Raw genomic sequence first — 20,267 nt, 5'->3', positions numbered from 1 at the left:
ACTACCGAGCCTCTCCGAGCGGCCGCACCTTGCCGTCGCGAGCCGTGACGCGGCCGCGCAGCACGGTAGCGGTGACCTTCGCCGGCAGGGTCATCGACTCGTACGGCGTGTTGTTCGCGACGCTGGCCAGTTCCGGCCCGTGCACCGTCCACTCTGTGTCGGGGTCGACGAGCACCAGGTTGGCCGGCTCACCCACCGCGATCGGGCGGCCCTGGTCGTCGAGTCCGACGATCTCGGCGGGACGCTCGCTCATCACGCGGGCGACGCCGCGCCAGTCGAGCAGACCGGGACGGACCATCGTGTCCACGACGATGGACAGCGCCGTCTCGAGCCCGAGCATGCCGGGACGCGCCTGGGAGAACTCGCAGCACTTGTCCTGTTCGGCGTGCGGCGCGTGATCGGTGGCCACGCAGTCGATGATCCCCTCGGCCAGACCCTTGCGCAGCGCAGCGACATCGGAGGCCTCGCGCAGCGGCGGGTTGACCTTGTTGACCGCGTCGTAAGTCTCGAGACGCGAGTCGTCGAGCAGCAGGTGGTGCGGGGTGACCTCGGCGGTGATGGCGATGCCCTGACCGCGCGCCCACTTGACGAGCTCGACGGAGCCCGCGGTGGAGGCGTGGCAGATGTGCACGCGAGCACCGGCATCGCGGGCCAGTAGCGCGTCGCGCGCGACGATCGACTCCTCGGCGGCGCGGGGCCAGCCGGTCAGGCCGAGACGCGCCGCGGTCGGTCCCTCGTGTGCGACCGAACCGACGGTCAGGCGCGGCTCCTCCGCGTGCTGCGCGATGAGGACACCGAGCGAGGCCGAGTACTCGAGCGCGCGGCGCATGATCAGCGGGTCGGCGACGCAGTGGCCGTCGTCGGAGAACAGCTTCACCTTGCCGACACCGGCGGCCATCGTCGCCATCTCGGCGAGCTGCTTGCCCGCGAGGCCGACCGTGACCGCACCGACCGGGTGCACGTCGACGAGGCCGACCTCCTGGCCGCGACGCCACACGTGATCGGTGATCACGGCCGAGTCGGCGACCGGGCTGGTGTTCGCCATCGCGAAGACCGCGGTGTACCCACCGAGGGCCGCCGCCGCGGAACCGGTGTCGATGGTCTCGGTGTCCTCGCGCCCCGGCTCACGCAGGTGCGTGTGCATGTCGACGAAGCCGGGCAGCAGGATCTGGCCCGCGCCGTCGATCACCTCGACGTCGTCGCCTGCGCTCAGACCGGTGCCGATCTCGAGGATCTGGCCGCCGCCCAGCAGCAGATCGGTCGGCTCGCCCTCCCCGTACACCAGAACGTTTCGGATCAACACGTTCCCGCTCGCGGACATCTGCGGCGCCACCTTCTCGTTTCTCGTCTTTTCGATACTTGTTGTGTTCAGGTCGCTCACGCGACCTCTTCCGTTCCCACCAGCAACCGGAACAGCACTGCCATCCGGACGTGGACACCGTTCGTGACCTGCTGCAGCACGGCAGCTTTCGGCGAATCAGCCACCGACGACGCGATCTCCATGCCGCGCAGCATCGGACCGGGGTGCAGCACCACGGCGTGATCGTCGAGCAGCCCGAGACGCTTCTCGTTGAGTCCGTACGTGATCGAGTACTCGCGCGGCGACGGGAAGAACCCGCCGTTCATCCGCTCGGCCTGCACGCGCAGCATCAGGACCGCGTCGGCACCGGGCAGTTCCGCGTCGAGGGAATGCGACACCCGCACCGGCCACGTCTCGACACCGGCGGGCAGCAGCGTCCGGGGGGCCACCAGGACCACCTCGGCGCCGAGCATCGACAGCAGCAGCGCGTTCGACCGCGCCACCCGGCTGTGCAGGATGTCGCCGACGACCACGATGCGGCGGCCCTCGATGCCACCGAGACGCTGACGAAGGGTGAGCGCGTCGAGCAGTGCCTGCGTGGGGTGTTCGTGCGTGCCGTCGCCGGCGTTGATGATCGCGGGGCCGCCGTCCTCGGCCGCACCGGTCCACGCCGCGATCTGGTGCGCCGCACCCGACGCCGGATGCCGGACGATCAGCGCGTCGGCGCCGGCCGCGCGCAGCGTCATCGCGGTGTCGCGCAGCGACTCGCCCTTCGAGACCGACGAGCTGGACGCGCTGACGTTGATCACGTCGGCACTCATCCACTTGCCGGCGACCTCGAACGACACCCGCGTGCGGGTGGAATTCTCGAAGAAGACCGTCATCACCGTCCGGCCGCGCAGGGTCGGCAGCTTCTTGACCTCACGCCCGAGCAGGGCCTGCTCGAAACGCTCGGCCTCGTCGAGTAGCTCGGTCGCGGAATCCCGGTTCAGGTCCGCGATGGAGAGCAGGTGCTTCACTTCTCGATCTCCTCTGCGTTCCCACTCGACAGCACGACGCCGTCCTTGCCGTCGTGCTCGGCCAGGAGCACGGCGACGTCCTCGGTGCGTGCGGTGGGCACGTTCTTGCCGACGTAATCGGCGCGCAGCGGCAGCTCACGGTGACCGCGGTCGACCAGGACCGCCAGCTGGACTGCGCGCGGTCGGCCGAGGTCGCGCAGCGCGTCGAGTGCGGAGCGGACCGTGCGGCCGGAGAACAGGACGTCGTCGACGAGGACGACGAGCGCGTTGTCGACGCCGCCGTCCGGCACCGACGTCCGCTCGAGCGGACGGTGCGGCTTGGTCCGCAGGTCGTCACGGTAGAGCGTGATGTCGAGGGAACCGACCGGCGGACGGACACCCGCGAACTCCTCGATCTTGTCGGCGAGGCGGGCGGCGAGCGTCGTGCCGCGGGTGGGAATTCCGATCAGGACGACGCGCGGGGCGGAGCCGTCTGTGGCGTCGAGAGCGGTCTTCTCGATGATCTGGTGTGCGATACGGGCGATGGTCCTGCCGACATCGGCCGGGGACAACAACTCGCGAGCGTTCGCAGGAATGCCGGACGAGGGCCCTTCGGGCGTAGGCATACAGCGACCTCCTTCTCCGCCTCTCTGGACGGATCGTTAAAGGATGTCTGACGCGGCTCAGCCTATCAGCGGCCGCGGCCGCGCCAGATTCCGGGTAGTGCGACTCCACGGCCCCGGACGCCACTACGCCCAGGGTCGTACGGACGACGCTGCCGCCCACCCCGTGACGGGAATGGGCGGCAGCGTCGACACGTCAGGACTCGTCGTCTTCGGTGTTCTCGGTGTTCGAGCGCTGCGAGGTCGCGGCAGCAGCAGCCCGAACCTGGGGGGCGACCAGGACGACCTGGCCCAGCACCCCGTTCACGAAGCCCGGCGAATCGTCGGTGGAGAGTTCCTTGGCCAGTTCGACGGCCTCGTCGACGGCCACGACGGGCGGCACGTCGGTTGCATGGAACAGCTCCCACACGGCGATCCGCAGGATCGCCCGGTCCACCGCAGGCAGGCGGTCGAGAGTCCAGTCCTGCAGGTGCGACTCGATCACCTGATCCAGCCGGTCCAGGTTCTCCGCGACACCCTGGACGACCGTCACCGTGTACGGGGCGACGGGCGCCACCGAATCGTCGCGGCCCGCCAGATCCGACCGCTCGTCCGCGAGGTCGACCGGATCGACGTCGCGCGCCTCGGCCTCGAACAGGAAGTCGACGGCCCGCTTGCGGGCCTTGTGACGTGCTCCGAGTTTCTTATGCGTGCCCGACACTCAGGAATTCACGCGCCCGAGGTAGTTGCCGTCACGCGAGTCGACCTTGAGCTTGTCGCCCGTGTTGATGAACAGCGGAACCTGGATCTCTGCGCCGGTCTCGAGCGTGGCCGGCTTGGTGCCACCCGTGGAGCGGTCGCCCTGCAGACCCGGATCGGTGTGCTTGACCTCGAGCTCGACCGTGACCGGGAGCTCGACGAACAGCGGGGCGTCCTCGTGCGTGGCGACCTGGACCTGCATGTTCTCGAGCAGGAAGCGCGCGCCGTCACCGACGGTGCCCTCGCTGATCGGGATCTGGTCGTAGGTGTCGCCGTCCATGAAGATGTAGTCGCTACCGTCGTGGTACAGGTAGGTCATGTCGCGGCGGTCGACCGTGGCGGTCTCGACCTTGACACCCGCGTTGAAGGTCTTGTCGACAGTCTTGCCGGACAGGACGTTCTTCATCTTGGTGCGCACGAACGCAGGGCCCTTGCCCGGCTTGACGTGCTGGAACTCGATGATCTGCCAGAGCTGGCCCTCGATCTTCAGTACGAGCCCGTTCTTGAAATCACTGGTGTCTGCCACTTAGTTCGCGTCTCCTTCAGACGATTGCGAGATCCTTGCTGGTGAGAGTGAGGAGTTCCGGCCCCTGCTCGCGAACGACGAGCGTGTCCTCGATCCTGACGCCACCGCGCCCGGAGAAGTACACACCCGGCTCGACGGTCACCACCGCACCGCCAAGCAGTGTACCGGTGCCGAGCTTGCCGATCCCGGGCGCTTCGTGGATCTCGAGTCCGACGCCGTGCCCCAATCCGTGCAGGAACAGGTCACCGTATCCGGCGTCCTCGATCACCGACCGGGCCGCCGCGTCCACCGAACCGACCGGCACGCCCGGCGTCAGAGCCGCGCGACCGGCCGCCTGCGCCCGCGCGACCAGGTCGTAGAGGTCGCGCTGCCAGTCGGCTGCCTTCTCGAGGATGTACGTGCGAGTCATGTCCGAGTGGTAGCCGCCGATCTGGGCGCCGAAGTCCAGCTTCACGAAGTCGCCCGAGGCCAGCACCGCTCCCGTGGGCCGATGATGCGGCACGGCGGAGTTGGGACCGGCGGCAACGATCGTCTCGAACGAGATGCCGTCGGCGCCCCGTTCGAACATCAGCCACTCCAGTTCGCGAGCCACCTCCCGCTCGGTACGACCGGGACGGAGTCCCCCGCGCTCGATCAGCGCAGCGAGCGCAGCGTCCGCGGCCGCACACGCGCGCCGCAACAGGTCGACCTCGTCCTCGTCCTTGACCTCGCGCAGTCGCTCGACGATCCCGGGTGAGCGCACAAGTTCGACCCGCGGCGCCGTGTCGCGCCACGCGGCGTGCTGATCGACGGTGACCACATGGCTCTCGAACCCGAGTCGGCCGGCGCCCCACGATGTCGCGAGTTCCAGGAGACCCGGCGCACACGCCCGGGCGATCTCGGCACGCAGATCGGCGACCTGCTCCCCCACCTGCACGAGGTACCGGCCGTCGGTGGCGATGACGGTCCGATCCTCGGACCCGGCCTCGTCGGACGCCGAAACGATCAGCGCGGCATTCGATCCCGTGAACCCTGTCAGGTACCGGATGTTGAGCAGGTCGGTCACGAGCAGCGCATCGAGTTCCCGCTCCCGCAGGATCGCCCGGAGCCTGGCCCGACGCGCCGCGGTCGACGTGGTCACCTCATGGATCGACATGTACCGAAACTACCCCGACACCCTGACGTGTCCGACGCCTCTTCGAGGCGTTTGTGTGGGTTACGACACAAGCACGGAATCCTGCTGGTTACGCTGTGTCACATGAATGGGTGGGTCGTACGTGGTCTCGGTCTGGCTTTGGTACACGCTGTGGTGCGCACTTTCCTGGGCGCCGCGGTGACGCAGTGGCCCCAGCAGGGCAGCATCCTGCGGTGGTTCTCGTTGATCGTCGTGATCCTCGCCGCCTTCCTGTGGGGCGCCCTGGACGGCATTCGGGACCGGCGCGCCCATCCCGATCCCGACGACTCCGCGGATCTCACGATGATGTGGCTCAAGGCGGCCTTCGTGGCCGGCATCCTCGCCGGGGCGGTGTCGTGGTTCGTCGGACTCGTCTTCGACATCGCTGTCACCAACGGCTCGCTGTTCTTCGAGGTCACCTCCGGCGCCGCGTTCACGGTCCTGCTGGTCTTCGTTCCCGCGTCGATCGCCGTGGCACTGGGCCGTTTCCTCGCCGGCCGCGAATCGAAGGACGCCCACGACTCGGTGGCGTACGAGCACGACGCGGACCTCGCAGTCGAGGAGGACGCGGCCGAGAACCATGTCGGCAGCGAGTGGTCGTACGAGCACGGCACCGAGAGCGGCTACAACCCCGCGGCCGACGAATCCGCCACCGAGGTCTTCAGCCCGGTCGATCCGGACGGCGGGCAGGGCGGGGCACACCGCGCGGGCAAGTAGCAGCGACGGGCGGACCGGACGAGAACAGGACGAGGACGGGCCGGGGCGGATTCACCGCCCCGGCCCGTTCTCGTCGGACTCGGAAATCTGTCGGCTCGGTCAGCCTCGTTCGGCGAGGAACCGCAGCGCCAGCGCGTAACCCGCTACACCCAGGCCCACGATCGACCCGGTCGCGACCGCGCTCAGATAGGAGTGGTGCCGGAACTCCTCGCGCGCATGGACGTTCGAGATGTGCAACTCGACCAGGCCGGCCGTGAGTTCGGCGCACGCGTCGCGCAGGACGACGGACGTGTGGGTCAGGCCCCCGGCGTTGAGGATCACCGGTTCGCCCGCGTCGGCGGCGTCGTGGATCCAGCCCAGCAGCTCACCCTCGCTGTCGGACTGCCGGACGACGACCTCGATGCCGAGTTCCTTCGCGGTCCGCTCGCACAGCGCGACGAGGTCGTCGTGCGTGGTCGAGCCGTAGACCTCCGGCTGACGCTTCCCGAGACGGCCGAGGTTGGGGCCGTTGACGACCTGGACCCTCACAGCAGTACCGTCCCGCCGCTCGGGCTCGCGTCACGCGCGATCGCACCGTAGGCCGCGACGAGCAGCGACGGATCCGGACCCTCGAGCCGGCCCGGCTTGGCGAGCCCGTCGAGCACGACGAAACGCAGCAGGCCGGCGCGGTTCTTCTTGTCCGTCTGCATGCCCTTCAGCAGGTCCGCGAACGCGTCCCCGTCGTACGTGGTGGGCAGGCCGACGAGTTCGAGGATCGACCGGTGCCGGTCGGCGGTGGCGTCGTCGAGCCGACCCGCGAGACGACCGAGTTCCGCGGCGTACACCAGGCCGACGGCGACCGCGGCGCCGTGACGCCAGCGGTAGCGCTCACGCCGCTCGATCGCGTGGCCGAGGGTGTGACCGTAGTTGAGGATCTCGCGCAGGTCCGACTCGCGCAGATCGGCGGCGACGACCTTGGCCTTGACCTCGACGGAGCGGCGGATCAGCTCCGGCAGCACTGTTCCGGTCGGGTCGAGGGCGGCCTCCGGGTCGGCCTCGATGAGGTCGAGGATCACCGGGTCGGCGATGAAGCCGGTCTTGATGACCTCGGCCATGCCCGCGACGATCTCGTTGCGCGGCACCGTCTCGAGCGTCGCGAGGTCGATCAGGACCGCGGACGGCTCGTGGAACGCGCCGACCAGGTTCTTGCCGGCCTCGGTGTTGATACCGGTCTTGCCACCGACGGCGGCGTCGACCATCGCAAGCAGGGTCGTCGGCACGTGCACGATCCGCACGCCGCGCATCCACGTCGCGGCCACGAAACCGGCGAGGTCGGTGGCAGCACCGCCACCGAGGCTGACGATCGCGTCGCTGCGGGTCAGACCGATGCGGCCGAGGACCTCCCAGCAGAAGCCCGCGACCGCGAGGTCCTTGCCTTCCTCGGCGTCCGGAATCTCGATGCGGTGTGCATCGATCCCCTTCTCCGCCAGAGCCGCTCGCACCGCTTCCGCGGTCTCGGCGAGCGGCGGCTGGTGGAAGATCGCCACCGTGCGGGTGCCTTCGAGCTCCTCGACGAGGTCACCGAGCAGACCCCGCCCGATGATCACCGGGTAGGGATCGGCCGTGGCCACCTCGACGCGTACCGGTTCGGTCACTTCTCTACTGCTCCGCTTCTGTCTCGTCGTGTGCCGGGGCGCCCGCTGCGGGCCCGTCGGTCAACTTCGTCACCAACTGCTGGACCACCCTGCTCGGGCTCCGGCTGTCGGTTCGCATCCGGATGGTCGCCACCTGCCGGTACAGCGGCCTGCGCCGCCGCATCAACGCGTGGTACTTCGCCTTCGGGTCGCCCCCGTTGAGCAACGGCCGACCGGTGGTCGCGCCGGTTCGCTTGAGCCCCTCCGCAACACTGATCTCCAGATACACCACGGTATGCCCGGCAAGCCGGGTGCGGGTGTGTTCGGACAGGATCGCGCCACCACCGAGGGACAGGATCCCGTCGTGCGTCTCGAGCGCCTCCCCGACGACCTGCTCCTCGATCTCCCGGAAGTGCGGCTCCCCGTCGGTCGCGAAGATCTCGGGGATGGTGCGACCGGTCCGGCGTTCGATCTCGACGTCGGTGTCGAGCAGTTCCAGGTCGAGCGCCTGCGCGAGCCGTCGACCGATGGTCGACTTGCCCGCACCGGGCGGCCCGATCAGCACCGCGCGGGGTGTCATCCGATCACCGCGGCGGACGTGCCGCGATGCCGTCGACGTAGCGCTGGAAGTTCGAGCGGGTCTCGGCGATCGAGTCGCCGCCGAACTTGTCGAGCGCGGCCTGGGCCACGACCAGCGCGACCATCGCCTCGGCCACCACGCCGGCGGCCGGGACGGCGCACACGTCGGAGCGCTGGTGGATCGCGACGGCTTCCTCACCGGTCGCCATGTCGATCGTGGAGAGCGCGCGTGGGACCGTGGAGATCGGCTTCATCGCGGCGCGGACCCGCAGGGCCTCGCCGTTGGTCATGCCGCCCTCGAGGCCACCGGCGCGGTTGGTCGAGCGCAGGATGCCGTCGGGGCCCGGACGCATCTCGTCGTGTGCGGCGCTGCCGCGACGGCGTGCGGTCTCGAAGCCGTCACCGACCTCGACGCCCTTGATCGCCTGGATGCCCATGAGGGCCGCGGCCAGCTTGGAGTCGAGGCGGTCGGCGCCGCTGATGAACGAGCCGAGCCCGACCGGCAGGCCGTGGACGATGACCTCGACGACGCCGCCGAGGGTGTCGCCGTCCTTCTTGGCGGCCTCGATCTCGGCAATCATGGAGTCTTCTGCGGCCTTGTCGAACGCCCGCACCGGGCTGGCGTCGATCGCCTCGAGGTCGCCGGCCTCGGGGCCCACGCCGACGTAGGGGTCGGACGCACCGATCGAGATCACGTGCGAGACCACCTCGACGCCGAACAGCTGGCGGAGGAACTGGCGTGCCACGGTGCCCGCGGCGACACGGGCCGCGGTCTCGCGGGCGCTGGCGCGCTCGAGGACCGGGCGGGCGTCGTCGAAGCCGTACTTGAGCATGCCCGAGTAGTCGGCGTGCCCGGGGCGCGGACGCGTCAGCGGCGCGTTACGCGCCTGACCGGCGAGCTCGGCCTCGTCCACCGGGTCGGGCGACATGATGGTCTCCCACTTGGGCCACTCGGTGTTGCCGACCTCGACCGCGATCGGGCCGCCGAGGGTACGACCGTGCCGCACACCGCCGACGATCGAGACCTTGTCGGCCTCGAACTTCATGCGGGCACCGCGGCCGTAGCCGAGACGGCGGCGCGCCAGCTGCGCCGAGATGTCGTCGGACGTCACCTCGACACCGGCGACCATCCCCTCGAGCATCGCGACGAGGGCGGGACCATGGGACTCTCCAGCAGTTATCCAGCGCAACACATCCAGCATCTTTCCACGTCCGTAGGGTCACCTTCGACAGCGGGCCGTCGGTCGCACTCGTCACACCCGCCACAGGCAGGTGTCACGCGGTGACCGCGCCGTCGGCGAAGTCAGGAATCGAGCGCGGCGGCCATCGCCGCACGGGGCGCCGGCATGCCGGTGAACTGCTCCACCTGGCCGTACGCCTGGTTGAGGAGCATCGCGAGCCCGCCGATCACGGTGCCACCGGCCCGCTCGACGGCCTCCGCCAGCGGCGTCGGCCACGGGTTGTAGATCGCGTCGAGCACGAACGGTGCCCGGCCGATCGACGCGGCGTAGGGCGCGGCACCCCCGGCCGGCACGGTACTCACGAGGGCCGCGGACCCCGCACACACGTCGCCGAGCCGGTCGTCGTCGAACGTCAGGTGCCGCACGGTCAGACCGACGGCCTCGGCGCAGTCGAGGGTCTCGCGGGCACGGCCGGCATCGCGGGCCACGACGGTGACCGAGCCGATGCCGAGATCGGCGAGCGCCACCAGCGCGGGCCGTGCGGTGCCACCGGCACCGACCACGACGGCCGACGCGTCGGTCAGGTCACCGACCCCGCCCTCGACGAGCGCGCCGCGGACCCCGTCCACATCGGTGCAGTCGGCCCGCCAACCGCCGTCGATGCGCACCAGCGTGTTCGCCGATCCGATCGTGACGGCGCGGTCGGTGCGCTCGGTCGCGAACTCGAGGGCCGCGACCTTGCCGGGCATCGTCACCGACAACCCGACCCACTCGGGTCCGAGTCCCGACACCAGTCCCGGCAACTCCTCGCCGGTGCACTCGATCCGCTCGTAGGTCCAGTCGACCAGCCCGAGCGCGCGATACGCGGCCAGGTGCAGGTTCGGGGACTTCGAGTGCGCGATCGGGCTCCCGAGCACCGCAGCCTTCCGAGCCTTCCTGGCTTCACGAGCAGACACGTCGATCACCTTCCACTGTCGAGAATGCCGCTCTTCTGAGCCAACTCGATGTTCGCGAGGTGCTCGTCGTAGCTGCGGGTGAAGAGCGTCGTGCCCTTCTTGTCGATCGTCACGAAGTACAGGAAGTCACCGGGCGCCGGATTCTCCACCGCGCGAAGCGCGTTGATGCTCGGCGACGCGATGGGCGTCGCGGGCAGGCCCGGCATCGCGTACGTGTTCCACGGCGTCACCCGGGCGCGGTCGGCGTCGGTGGTGGCGACTTCGGTCGTGTCGAGGGCGTAGTTGACCGTCGAGTCGAACTGCAGCGGCTGGTTCACCGCGAGGCGATTCACCACGACGCGCGCGACCTTGTCGAAGTCCGAGGGCAGCGCCTCGCGTTCGACGAGCGACGCGACGATGAGCATCTGGTAGGGCGCGAGTCCCACGTTGCCACCGGCAGTCTCGAGTCCCGTCGCCTCGTAGCTCTCGGCGCTCGAGCTCACGAGCTGGCGAAGGATCTCGGCAGGCGTCTGCGTGGGATCGAAGTCCCAACTGCCGGCGGCGATCAGACCCTCGAGCTGACGGTCCCGGTCCGGGACGTTCGCGACGGCTGCGCGCGCCCAGTCCGGCACGCCGAGCGCCGCGAGGTCCGGGCCCGCACCCGCCTGGTTGAGCTGGTCGTAGGTGAGGCACTTCTGCGCCTCTACCGGACCGACACAGCTGGCCTCGGCGATGAGCGTGTAGATGCCCTTCTTGACCGCGCCGGTCTGGACGTCGCGGGTGTCGTGGAGCTGGCGCCCCTCCGAGATCACCAGCGCGCCGACACGGGCGTCCGGAGACACGAGTGCCGACACCGCGTCCGAGCCCGAGATCTGCGTGGAGATCGAGTAGTAGCCGGGCTGGACCGCGCTCATGGCGTCGTTGCGCAGCGCCGCGCGGTAGAACGCAGCCTCGCTCTTGACGACGTCCTTGGCGGCCATTTCGTCGGCGATCTGGTTCGCCGTATCCCCGGGATGGACCTGCACGACCACCTCGGGACCACCGGGACCGGCGTAGTCGGCGACGTCACGGCCGGACACCTTGTCGTACACCGCGACCGCGGCGGCGCCCATGCCGCCGAGCAGTACGGCACCGGCCAGCACGCCGATGATCCGGCCGCGGCGCCTGCGTCGCGCCGCCGCCTGCAGCCGGCGCGCCTCGCCCCGGCTGATCGGGTGGGTGCCGACCGCGGTCGGCAGCGCGCGACGCCCGTCGTCGTACTCGTAGCGGTCGTACTGGGGCTCGTACCCGTAGTCCGAGGTGTAGTCCTGGTTGTAGCCCTGGTTGTAATCCCCGTCGTACGGCTGCCCGTACTCGGGGGCGTACCCGGGCTCGTACGGCTGGCCGTGGTCGTAGCCGTAGTCGCCGTCGCGATCACCGGCGTACCGGGGGTCCGACTCGTACTCGGGACGACCCGACGGCGGCCGCTGATCGCTCACAGGGCGTCTCCCGTGGGTCGATCGCCACCTTCCGGATCCGACACGTTCACCGCTCTGCTCCGCTCGTCCAACCATCCCTGCAAGATCGCCACCGCCGCGGCCTGATCGATCATCGGCCGCTGACCCTTGGCCCTCACACCGCTCTCGCGCAGTGCCCGCGACGCCGTGACCGTCGTGAGGCGCTCGTCGGCCATCCGTACCGGGATCGGCTCGATAGCGCGCTGGAGTCGCCGCGCGAACGCGGACGCCAGGTCCGCGGCCTTGCCGCGTTCGCCGCGCAGGGTCTGCGGCAGACCGACGATAACCTCGACGGCCTCGTACTCCTCGACAAGCGCGACAATCCGCCGGATGTCCGGCGCGTCGGGCCCCTTCTCCTTCGACCGGGGAACGGTCTCCACCGGCGTGGCGAGGATGCAGTCGGGATCGCACGAGGCGACCCCGATCCGCACGCTCCCGACGTCGACGGCGATCCGTCGTCCGCGCCCGGGATCATCGCTCCCGGGCCGATCGGGACCCGACAGGGCAGATTTGTCGGGACCCGACAGGGCAGATTTGTCGGGACCCGACGAGGCCGCGGGCACCTCTAGGAGTTTCCTGCCAGCTCGGCGACCCGGCCCCGCACGCCCTCGAGCGCCGCGGGGATACCGGAGACGTCGGAGCCGGAGCCCTGCGCCATGTCGGCCTTGCCGCCGCCGCGGCCACCGATCTGCGGGCCGAAGCTCGACACCAGCTCACCGGCCTTGATGCCGAGATCCTGGGCCGCCTTCGTGGCGGCGACGACGAACGGGACCTTGCCGTCGGCGTTGCCGAGCAGCACCACCACGGCGGGCTGCGTGCCGAAACGGCCGCGGATGTCGGTGACGAGGCCGCGCAGGTCGTTGCCGGCGACACCGTCGGGTGCCTGCTCGGCGACGAGCAACACCTCACCGAAGCGGTGGGCCTTGTCGACGAAGGTGCCCGCGGACGCGAGCACCGCGGCCGCCTTGGTCGCCTCGAGTTCCTTCTCGGCAGCCTTCAGTCGCTCGACGAGCGCCTCGACGCGACCCGGAACCTCTTCCGACGGCACCTTGAGCGACGACGCGACACCGGCGAGCAGTGCGCGCTCCTTGGCCAGGTAGCGGTACGAGTCGAGGCCGACGAAGGCCTCGACGCGCCGCACACCGGAGCCGACCGAGGACTCACCGAGCAGCGTGACCGGGCCGATCTGCGCCGACGTCTGCACGTGCGTGCCGCCGCACAGCTCCATCGAGAACGGTCCACCGATCTCGACGACCCGCACCTCGTCGCCGTAGTTCTCGCCGAAGAGCGCCATCGCGCCCATCTGCTTCGCCTTGTCCAGATCGGTGACGAAGGTGTTCACCGAGTGGTTGGCGGCGACGGCCTCGTTGGTGACGACCTCGATCTCCTGCTTCTGCGACTCCGACAGCTGGCCCTGCCAGTTGAAGTCGAAGCGCAGGTAGCCCGGCTTGTTGAGCGAGCCGGCCTGAACCGCGTTGGGGCCCAGCACCTGTCGCAGCGCGGCGTGCACCATGTGGGTGCCGGAGTGACCCTGCGTCGCGCCCTTGCGCCACTCCGGGTCGACCTGCACGAGGACGACGTCGCCCTCGGTGATCTGGCCCTCGTTGACGGTGACCTTGTGGACCCACACCTTCTTGGCGATCTTCTGCACGTCGTTGACCTTGACCCGCAGGCCGTTCGCCGTGATCGTGCCGATGTCGGCGATCTGGCCGCCGGCCTCCGCGTACAGCGGGCTGCGGTCGAGGATGACCTCGACGTCCTGGCCGGCCGTCGCGGTGGGGACCCGCACGCCGTTCGAGATGAGTGCCAGCACGTGCGCCTCGGAGACCAGCTCGTTGAAGCCGGTGAACTCGGTGGCGCCGCGGTCGACGAACTCCTTGTAGACGGTCAGGTCGGCGTGCGCATGCTTGCGTGACTGCGCGTCCTCCTTGGCGCGCTTGCGCTGCTCGGCCATGAGCGAGCGGAAGCCGGCCTCGTCGACACTCAGGCCGGCCTCGGCCGCCATCTCGAGCGTGAGGTCGATCGGGAAGCCGTAGGTGTCGTGCAGCACGAACGCCTCGCTACCGCCGAAGACCTTCTTGCCTGCGGCCTTGACCTCGTCGGCTTCCGACTCGAACATCTTCGAGCCGGCCGCGAGCGTACGCAGGAACGCGGTCTCCTCGCCGACCGCGACGCCCGCGATGCGGTCGAAGTCGGTGGCGAGCGTCGGGTACGACGGCGACATCGTGTCGCGCACGACGGTCACGAAGTCGAGCATGCTCGGCTTCTCGGCACCGAGCAGCTTCGCCGAGCGGATGATGCGGCGCAGCAGGCGGCGCAGCACGTAGCCGCGGCCCTCGTTGCCCGGGTTGACGCCGTCGGCGATGAGCATGACGGCGGTGCGCGCGTGGTCGGCGATCACGCGGAAGCGGACGTCAGCCTCGGGGTCGGCGCCGTACGTGCGGCCCGACAGTTCCTCGGCCTTGGTGATCACGGGACGGACCAGGTCCGTCTCGTACACGTTGTCGACGCCCTGCAGCAGGAACGCGACGCGCTCGACGCCCATGCCGGTGTCGATGTTCTGCTTGGGCAGCGGGCCGAGGATCTCGAAGCTGTCCTTGCCGGAGCCCTCGCCGCGCTCGTTCTGCATGAACACGAGGTTCCAGATCTCGAGGTAGCGGTCCTCGTCTGCCTCGGGGCCGCCCTCGGCGCCGTACTCGGGGCCGCGGTCGTAGTAGATCTCCGAGCACGGGCCGCACGGGCCCGGGACGCCCATCGACCAGTAGTTGTCGGCCATGCCGCGGCGCTGGATGCGCTCGTCGGGGATGCCGGCCTCTTCCTTCCAGATGTCGCGGGCCTCGTCGTCGTCGAGGTAGACGGTGACCCACAGGCGCTCGGGATCGAAGCCGTAGCCGCCGTCCTCGACACTGTTGGTCAGCAGCGCCCACGCGTGCTTGATCGCCCCGCGCTTGAAGTAGTCGCCGAAGCTGAAGTTGCCGGCCATCTGGAAGAACGTGTTGTGGCGGGTGGTGACGCCGACGTTCTCGATGTCACCGGTCCGCACGCACTTCTGCACGCTGGTCGCGGTGTCGTAGGGCGGCGTCTGCTGGCCGAGGAAGTACGGCTTGAACTGCACCATGCCGGCGTTGACGAACAACAGGTTCGGATCGTCGAAGATCAGCGAGGCGCTGGGCACCTCGGTGTGGCCCGCCTTGACGAAATGGTCGAGGAAGCGCCTACGGATCTCGTGGGTCTGCACCGGGGTTCGTCCTTACGTATGTCCGTCGAGTGAAACAGTGTTCGTCCGCCGATTTCGCCTACGAGGTGCGAATCAGCCATTGGCAAGCTTAACGCCCTGCCGCGTCCCATTTATTCGGCGCATGCATTTACTCGACGTATGCGGCGTCCCGGGACAGACGGTCGCGTCGACGGCGGTCCTCGACGAAATGTCCGACGACGATGAGGCTGAGGAACGCCGCGAACGTGCACCACAGCGACGAATAGTCGTTGATCTCGAGGTAGGCAGCGACCGACATCGCGAGGAAGTTGCCCACGCCGAGTGCAATGACCCATCGATAGGAACTGAGCATCGGCCCGACGCAGGTCGCGAACACGTACGGAATCGCGAGCAGCACCGGGGAGAACGGCACACCCAACTCGTAGTCGAGATTGTGGCCGTAATCCGCGACGCCGATCACCGGCTGAACGGCCAGGTACGCCATGTAGACGGCGAGCACCGAGCCGACGACAGCGGGCCCGAGCAGCCACGTCCGGCGCCGCCGATCGGGTTCCATCAGCCGCACCGACCACGGCACGTAGGCCGGCAGGATCGCCCACGCGAACATCACCCACGCGTGAATTCCCCAGCCCCGAAGCTCGGAATAGTGCGACCCGCCGAGTTCCAGCCACGTCACGCCCTCGAGCGCCTGGTGGATTCCGAACAGCAGCGGCAACGCGGCGAACGGGATCTGACGCGGTTCGCGCACGAGTGACAGCGCGACGACACCGGCGGCGGTGACGACACCCGCCCCGACGAAGCTCGCGGTTGCGCTGAAGCACACAACCGGATTGTGACACGAATCTCAGGGGCGGATCAGCGTCCCCGCACGATCCTCCGCAACTTCCCCACCCGCGCCGCGATCTCCCGTTCGGCACCGTGCGTGGTCGGGTCGTAGTAGTCGACGCCGACCAGTTCGTCCGGCGGGTACTGCTGCGGCAGGACGCCGTCGGCGTGATCGTGCGGGTACTTGTAGCCGACCGCGTTCCCGAGCTGGGCGGCCCCCGCGTAGTGGCCGTCCCGCAGGTGCGGCGGCACGAGGCCCGATTTCCCGGCCGCGACGTCGGCCATCGCGGCACCCAGCGCAGCGATGACGGCCCCCGACTTGGGAGCGGTCGCAAGATGAATCGTGGCCTGCGCCAGCGCGAGTCGCGCCTCCGGCATACCGATCAGCTGCACGGCCTGCGCGGCGGCGGTCGCGGTCTGCAGCGCCGTGGGATCGGCCATGCCGATGTCCTCGCTGGCATGGACGACGAGCCGACGGGCGATGAACCGCGGATCCTCCCCCGCCGTGAGCATCCGGGCGAGGTAGTGCAGCGCGGCGTCGACGTCGGAGCCGCGAATGGACTTGATGAACGCGCTGATGACGTCGTAGTGCTGGTCACCGTCGCGGTCGTAGCGGACGGCGGCCTTGTCGACGCTCGATTCGACGGTCTCGAGATCGAGCAGCGCCGGGCGCTCGTCGGTGCGGTCGAGCGCCGTCCCGGCGGCGGCCTCCAGCGCGGTCAGCGCGCGGCGGGCGTCACCGGCCGCGAGCCGGACCAGGTGCTCGAGCGCGTCGTCGTCGATCTCGACGGCGCCGCCGAGCCCCCGTTCGTCGGTGCGGGCGCGTTCGATGACCAGGCGGATGTCGTCGGAGGTCAGCGACTGCAGTTGTAGCACCAGCGACCGGGACAGCAGCGGCGAGACCACCGAGAACGACGGGTTCTCGGTGGTGGCCGCGACGAGCAGCACGATGCGGTTCTCGACCGCCGCGAGCAGCGCGTCCTGCTGGGTCTTGGAGAACCGGTGGACCTCGTCGATGAACAGGACCGTCTGCTCGCCCTGCAGCAGTCGGCGCCGAGCCAACTCGATGACGCCGCGCACCTCCTTGACGCCCGCCGACAGCGCCGACAGCGCCTCGAACTTGCGTCCGGTCGCGCCGGAGATCAGCGATGCCAGCGTGGTCTTGCCGGTGCCGGGCGGACCGTAGAGCAGCACCGACGAGGCTCCCGAGCCCTCGACGAGCCGACGTAGCGGCGCCCCCGGCGCCAGCAGGTGCTGCTGGCCGACGACCTCGGACAGCGCCGCAGGCCGCATCCGCACGGCCAAAGGCGCACCGGGATGCGGCGCCGACACCGAGCGCGGTACCGACGTGAGCGGTTCGGGCTCAGAGTCGGTGGCCGGCGCCTCGAACAGGCCCGAATCGTCGGCCGGGTCCGTGTCGCCGAAGAAATCAGTCACGCCCCGACGCTACTAGCCGGCACCGACGCGCCGATCCGGCCACACTCAGGAGTGACCGCGCGCACTGCGGGTCTCGGCGGACGTGGGTGCCCGGAGCAATCCTTCCCAGGCGTCGATGAGTGCGGACAGCTCCGCCTGGTCGGGAGGGCTGCCGGAGCGCCCATATCGCGACAGCGTGCCGAGCACGCTCTCGTAGACGATCATGATCCTTTGCCGCCGCGCATCTTCCGGGAGGTCGTCGAGGGCGGCGTGCAGGGCCTGATCGATCGCGAGCCCACTCGACGTCACCACGGGGTCCGCGGATCCGAATACGGTTCCCAGGATCTCCGACTCCAGCAACCGGTCGAGCAGACCGACGTAGTGGTTTCCGTCGCGGAGGCTGTCGGCGAGCGGGCGGACCAGGCACCAGAGGGCATCTCGAACGCTCAGCCGCCCGTCGGGCGCGCACCGTTCACGGATCATGGCCTCCCGGTCGGCACTTATCGCGGGCAGGCGATGCTCGAGCACCGCCTCGAGCAGCTTCTCCTTCGAACCGAAGTAGTAGCTGATCACCGAGGAATTGTTCTGCCCTGCAGCACTGCGGATTTCGGCCAGCGTGACGGCCTCGTAGCCACGCTGGGCAAACAACCGTTCGGCCGTATCCACCAGGAGGACGCGCGTTTCCTGGCCGGCGCTGTAGCGGCCGCGTCTGGCGGTCATGGCTGCTCACCCTAGTCGAGCCGGATCTCGGCCCGGCTCGCCGACGCCGCACTGTTCCCCGCGCGGCTATCGCGCGGACGTCGATCTGTAAACCCCTGGGCGCACGCGGATCGCATCCATTCCGGAAATTAATAGCTCGCCATTACTTTGACGGTCATCCCAGTCCCCCAACAGATTCGAGGACGACCGATGACGACACTCGAACGCCCCACCGTGACCGTCGCGCCCCTGGCCGGCGCGATCGGCGCCGAGGTGCGCGGCCTGCGTGTGGCGGCCCTCTCCGACGCCGACGTCGACCTGGTCCGGGAGTCGCTGCACCGCCACGGGGTGCTGTTCTTCCCCGAACAGGGGGCCGACCCGGCCACCCACCTGGAGTTCGCGCGGCACTTCGGCGAGATCGTGTACCCGCACGAGCACCTGGCCCACCTCGGCGACGAGGGATACCGCGAGATCAGCGTCATCAGCACCGACAACGGCAGCGCCTACCAGGCCAATCGCTGGCACTGCGACGTCGCGTGGAGGGCGGAGCCGTCGCGCTTCAGCATCCTGCACATGCAGGTGCTGCCGGAGGTCGGCGGCGACACGCTGTGGTCCAACCAGTACGCAGCGCTCGACGCCCTGTCCCCGCCGATCCGCGAAGCGCTGTACGGCCTGACGGCCACACATCGCATCGCGCCGCTGCCGAACGTCCCGGAGGCGGTTCACCCGCTGGTGATCCGCCATCCGGACACCGGCCGCGAGGCCCTGTTCGTCAACGACCTGTTCACGTCCGCGATCAACGACGTCACGGACGACGAGAGCCGCGCGCTCCTCGGACTACTGAAGTCCGTGTCGATCCGGCCCGAGTTCACCGTCCGCCGTCGCTGGAACGTCGGGGACATCGCGATCTGGGACAACCACTTCGTCCAGCACAACGCCATCTACGACTACGGCGATCAGCCGCGCCGGATCCACCGCATCGAGGTCGCTCCCGAGGCACCGGTCCCCGCCCGCTGAATCACACCCACCCGCACCGAACGTCCCGTCCCGTCCCGCAAAGGAGCAATCGTGACCACTACCGAGGTTCGCCCGTCCACCGCGTCCGATGTCTACGCCGCCGGCGGCATCACCGTCACCAAACTCGGTGAGCACATCGGCGCGCTCATCGAGGGCGTCCATGTCTCGGGCGACATCGCCGCCGAGACCGCCTACGCCATCCGCTACGCCCTGGCCGCCAACAAGGTGGTCGTCTTCCGCGGCCAGCACCACGTCGACGACGACGTGCAGTACCGGTTCGCCTCGGCCCTCGGATCCCCGACCACGACACACCCCACGCTGACGTCCGCGGACAACCGGACACTGGTGATCGAGGGGGCCGCGAACAGCTGGCACACCGACGTCAGTTTCATCGACCGGATCCCGAAGGCGTCCATCCTGCGCGCGGTCGACATCCCGCCGTACGGCGGTGCCACCACGTGGGCCTCGACAGTCGCGGCCTACGACCAGCTGCCCGCGCCGCTGAAGGCTCTCGTGGACAACCTCTGGGCGGTACACAGCAACGAGTACGACTACGCGGGCGTGCACGCCGACAAGCGCGGCATCGCCGTGGCGGTGAAGGACCGGATGACGGACTTCACGCGCATCGGCTTCGAGATCGAGCACCCGGTGGTCCGCGTCCACCCCGAGACGGGCGAGAAGTCGCTCCTGCTCGGCCACTTCGTGAAGAACTTCGTCGGACTGAAGACGTCCGAGTCGGCCGCGTTGTTCCAGCTCCTCCAGGAGCGGGTCGTCCGGCTCGAGAACACGCTGCGCTGGAGTTGGACGCCGGGTGACCTGGTGATCTGGGACAACCGCGCCACCCAGCACTACGGCATCGCGGACTTCGGCGCCCACAAGCGCAGCGTCCACCGCGTGACCCTCGCCGGTGACGTCCCGGTGTCCGTCGACGGCACGACCAGCCGCATCCGTGTCGGTGACGCGTCGCACTTCTCGGTCGTCGACAGCCCCGAGCGATTCCCCGGCTTCGACGCCTGATCAACCTGCGTCGCAGAAGTCCATCACGAGTGGCGATTCGGGCGACGACAATCGGGTCCACACGGCCGCACATGATCAGTGCACGACGCTGCTCCGCTGGACGAGCGCGAGGGAGCATGCGGTGCCGAGGACGACGGTGGCGACGAGATCGCCGCAGGTGCGCATCGATCTCGTCGGCCACCGGCATGCCCTCCACACAGAACAGAGGAGAATCCCG

Annotated in this window: 20 protein-coding genes; 3 read left to right on the top strand and 17 right to left on the bottom strand. The window is 69.3% G+C overall.

Annotation, left to right across the window (positions count from 1 at the left end; genetic code table 11):
- Position 1: 1 nt before the first annotated feature.
- From LCL87_RS18430 to LCL87_RS18405, 6 genes are all read right to left on the bottom strand, one after another.
- Positions 2 to 1,321 carry a dihydroorotase gene (locus LCL87_RS18430; protein WP_225022312.1) on the bottom strand — a complete coding sequence of 440 codons (1,320 nt, stop codon included), beginning with the start codon at positions 1,319 to 1,321 and terminating at the stop codon, positions 2 to 4.
- 56 nt (positions 1,322 to 1,377) lie between these two features.
- Positions 1,378 to 2,319 (bottom strand): aspartate carbamoyltransferase catalytic subunit, encoded by a 942-nt coding sequence (locus LCL87_RS18425; RefSeq protein ID WP_225022310.1) that lies wholly within the window; start codon positions 2,317 to 2,319, stop codon positions 1,378 to 1,380.
- Positions 2,316 to 2,924, bottom strand: a complete 609-nt coding sequence (pyrR, locus tag LCL87_RS18420; protein ID WP_225022302.1) for a bifunctional pyr operon transcriptional regulator/uracil phosphoribosyltransferase PyrR — start codon at positions 2,922 to 2,924, stop codon at positions 2,316 to 2,318. The genes LCL87_RS18425 and pyrR overlap by 4 nt, the downstream gene beginning before the upstream one ends.
- A 193-nt stretch (positions 2,925 to 3,117) precedes the next feature.
- Complete coding sequence (gene nusB, locus LCL87_RS18415; RefSeq protein WP_225022300.1) at positions 3,118 to 3,621, bottom strand: transcription antitermination factor NusB; 504 nt, start codon at positions 3,619 to 3,621, stop codon at positions 3,118 to 3,120.
- Positions 3,622 to 4,185 (bottom strand): elongation factor P, encoded by a 564-nt coding sequence (gene efp / locus LCL87_RS18410; RefSeq protein ID WP_225022298.1) that lies wholly within the window; start codon positions 4,183 to 4,185, stop codon positions 3,622 to 3,624. It abuts the gene before it with no gap.
- 16 nt (positions 4,186 to 4,201) lie between these two features.
- Entirely contained in the window at positions 4,202 to 5,320 is a 1,119-nt protein-coding gene (locus LCL87_RS18405; protein WP_225022296.1) for a M24 family metallopeptidase, read from the bottom strand.
- 102 nt (positions 5,321 to 5,422) lie between these two features.
- Here LCL87_RS18405 and LCL87_RS18400 point away from each other — a divergent pair, with 102 nt between their 5' ends.
- On the top strand, positions 5,423 to 6,055 hold the full coding sequence (locus LCL87_RS18400; protein ID WP_225022294.1) for a B-4DMT family transporter: 633 nt from the start codon (positions 5,423 to 5,425) through the stop codon (positions 6,053 to 6,055).
- 99 nt (positions 6,056 to 6,154) lie between these two features.
- On the opposite strand, the gene aroQ is transcribed toward LCL87_RS18400, so the two are convergent.
- The 11 genes from aroQ to LCL87_RS18345 all read right to left on the bottom strand — a co-directional run bounded on the left by aroQ (position 6,155) and on the right by LCL87_RS18345 (position 18,037).
- Entirely contained in the window at positions 6,155 to 6,583 is a 429-nt protein-coding gene (aroQ, locus tag LCL87_RS18395) for a type II 3-dehydroquinate dehydratase (protein WP_225022293.1), read from the bottom strand.
- A complete protein-coding gene (gene aroB / locus LCL87_RS18390; protein ID WP_225022291.1) occupies positions 6,580 to 7,689 on the bottom strand; it encodes a 3-dehydroquinate synthase in 1,110 nt (369 codons plus the stop codon). The genes aroQ and aroB overlap by 4 nt, the downstream gene beginning before the upstream one ends.
- Before the next feature lie 4 nt (positions 7,690 to 7,693).
- Positions 7,694 to 8,248, bottom strand: coding sequence for a shikimate kinase (locus LCL87_RS18385; protein WP_225022289.1), 555 nt, complete (start codon positions 8,246 to 8,248; stop codon positions 7,694 to 7,696).
- A gap of 4 nt (positions 8,249 to 8,252) precedes the next feature.
- The gene (gene aroC / locus LCL87_RS18380) at positions 8,253 to 9,440 is read right to left on the bottom strand and encodes a chorismate synthase (protein WP_510850810.1); all 1,188 of its coding nucleotides are present in this window, start codon (positions 9,438 to 9,440) and stop codon (positions 8,253 to 8,255) included.
- Positions 9,441 to 9,550: 110 nt separating this feature from the next.
- Positions 9,551 to 10,393 (bottom strand): shikimate dehydrogenase, encoded by an 843-nt coding sequence (locus LCL87_RS18375; protein ID WP_225022284.1) that lies wholly within the window; start codon positions 10,391 to 10,393, stop codon positions 9,551 to 9,553.
- Positions 10,390 to 11,841 (bottom strand): endolytic transglycosylase MltG, encoded by a 1,452-nt coding sequence (mltG, locus tag LCL87_RS18370; protein ID WP_225022282.1) that lies wholly within the window; start codon positions 11,839 to 11,841, stop codon positions 10,390 to 10,392. The genes LCL87_RS18375 and mltG overlap by 4 nt, the downstream gene beginning before the upstream one ends.
- Positions 11,838 to 12,386 carry a Holliday junction resolvase RuvX gene (ruvX, locus tag LCL87_RS18365; RefSeq protein ID WP_510850809.1) on the bottom strand — a complete coding sequence of 183 codons (549 nt, stop codon included), beginning with the start codon at positions 12,384 to 12,386 and terminating at the stop codon, positions 11,838 to 11,840. Before ruvX ends, mltG begins: the two co-directional genes overlap by 4 nt.
- A gap of 38 nt (positions 12,387 to 12,424) precedes the next feature.
- Positions 12,425 to 15,097, bottom strand: coding sequence for an alanine--tRNA ligase (gene alaS, locus LCL87_RS18360; RefSeq protein WP_225022280.1), 2,673 nt, complete (start codon positions 15,095 to 15,097; stop codon positions 12,425 to 12,427).
- Positions 15,098 to 15,224: 127 nt separating this feature from the next.
- A complete protein-coding gene (locus tag LCL87_RS18355; RefSeq protein ID WP_225022278.1) occupies positions 15,225 to 15,899 on the bottom strand; it encodes a DUF6629 family protein in 675 nt (224 codons plus the stop codon).
- A gap of 32 nt (positions 15,900 to 15,931) precedes the next feature.
- Positions 15,932 to 17,338, bottom strand: coding sequence for a replication-associated recombination protein A (locus LCL87_RS18350; protein ID WP_225022276.1), 1,407 nt, complete (start codon positions 17,336 to 17,338; stop codon positions 15,932 to 15,934).
- Positions 17,339 to 17,383: 45 nt separating this feature from the next.
- Positions 17,384 to 18,037, bottom strand: a complete 654-nt coding sequence (locus LCL87_RS18345; RefSeq protein ID WP_225022274.1) for a TetR/AcrR family transcriptional regulator — start codon at positions 18,035 to 18,037, stop codon at positions 17,384 to 17,386.
- A gap of 189 nt (positions 18,038 to 18,226) precedes the next feature.
- On the opposite strand from LCL87_RS18345, the gene LCL87_RS18340 reads away from it, so the two are divergent.
- Positions 18,227 to 19,033 (top strand): TauD/TfdA family dioxygenase, encoded by an 807-nt coding sequence (locus LCL87_RS18340; protein WP_225022272.1) that lies wholly within the window; start codon positions 18,227 to 18,229, stop codon positions 19,031 to 19,033.
- A gap of 51 nt (positions 19,034 to 19,084) precedes the next feature.
- A complete protein-coding gene (locus LCL87_RS18335) occupies positions 19,085 to 20,050 on the top strand; it encodes a TauD/TfdA dioxygenase family protein (protein ID WP_225022270.1) in 966 nt (321 codons plus the stop codon).
- Positions 20,051 to 20,267 lie beyond the last annotated feature (217 nt).

Source organism: Prescottella equi (assembly GCF_020171745.1).
Taxonomy (GTDB): Bacteria; Actinomycetota; Actinomycetes; order Mycobacteriales; family Mycobacteriaceae; genus Prescottella; species Prescottella equi_A.
This window is presented reverse-complemented; position numbering and strand designations above follow the sequence as displayed.

Bases quoted from the DNA above. Each gene is read 5' to 3' on its own strand.
- LCL87_RS18430 (WP_225022312.1), bottom strand. From the start codon at position 1,321: ATGTCCGCGAGCGGGAACGTGTTGATCCGAAACGTTCTGGTGTACGGG.
- pyrR (WP_225022302.1), bottom strand. From the start codon at position 2,924: ATGCCTACGCCCGAAGGGCCCTCGTCCGGCATTCCTGCGAACGCTCGC.
- LCL87_RS18385 (WP_225022289.1), bottom strand. From the start codon at position 8,248: ATGACACCCCGCGCGGTGCTGATCGGGCCGCCCGGTGCGGGCAAGTCG.
- LCL87_RS18405 (WP_225022296.1), bottom strand. From the start codon at position 5,320: ATGTCGATCCATGAGGTGACCACGTCGACCGCGGCGCGTCGGGCCAGG.
- LCL87_RS18340 (WP_225022272.1), top strand. From the start codon at position 18,227: ATGACGACACTCGAACGCCCCACCGTGACCGTCGCGCCCCTGGCCGGC.
- LCL87_RS18400 (WP_225022294.1), top strand. From the start codon at position 5,423: ATGAATGGGTGGGTCGTACGTGGTCTCGGTCTGGCTTTGGTACACGCT.
- LCL87_RS18345 (WP_225022274.1), bottom strand. From the start codon at position 18,037: ATGACCGCCAGACGCGGCCGCTACAGCGCCGGCCAGGAAACGCGCGTC.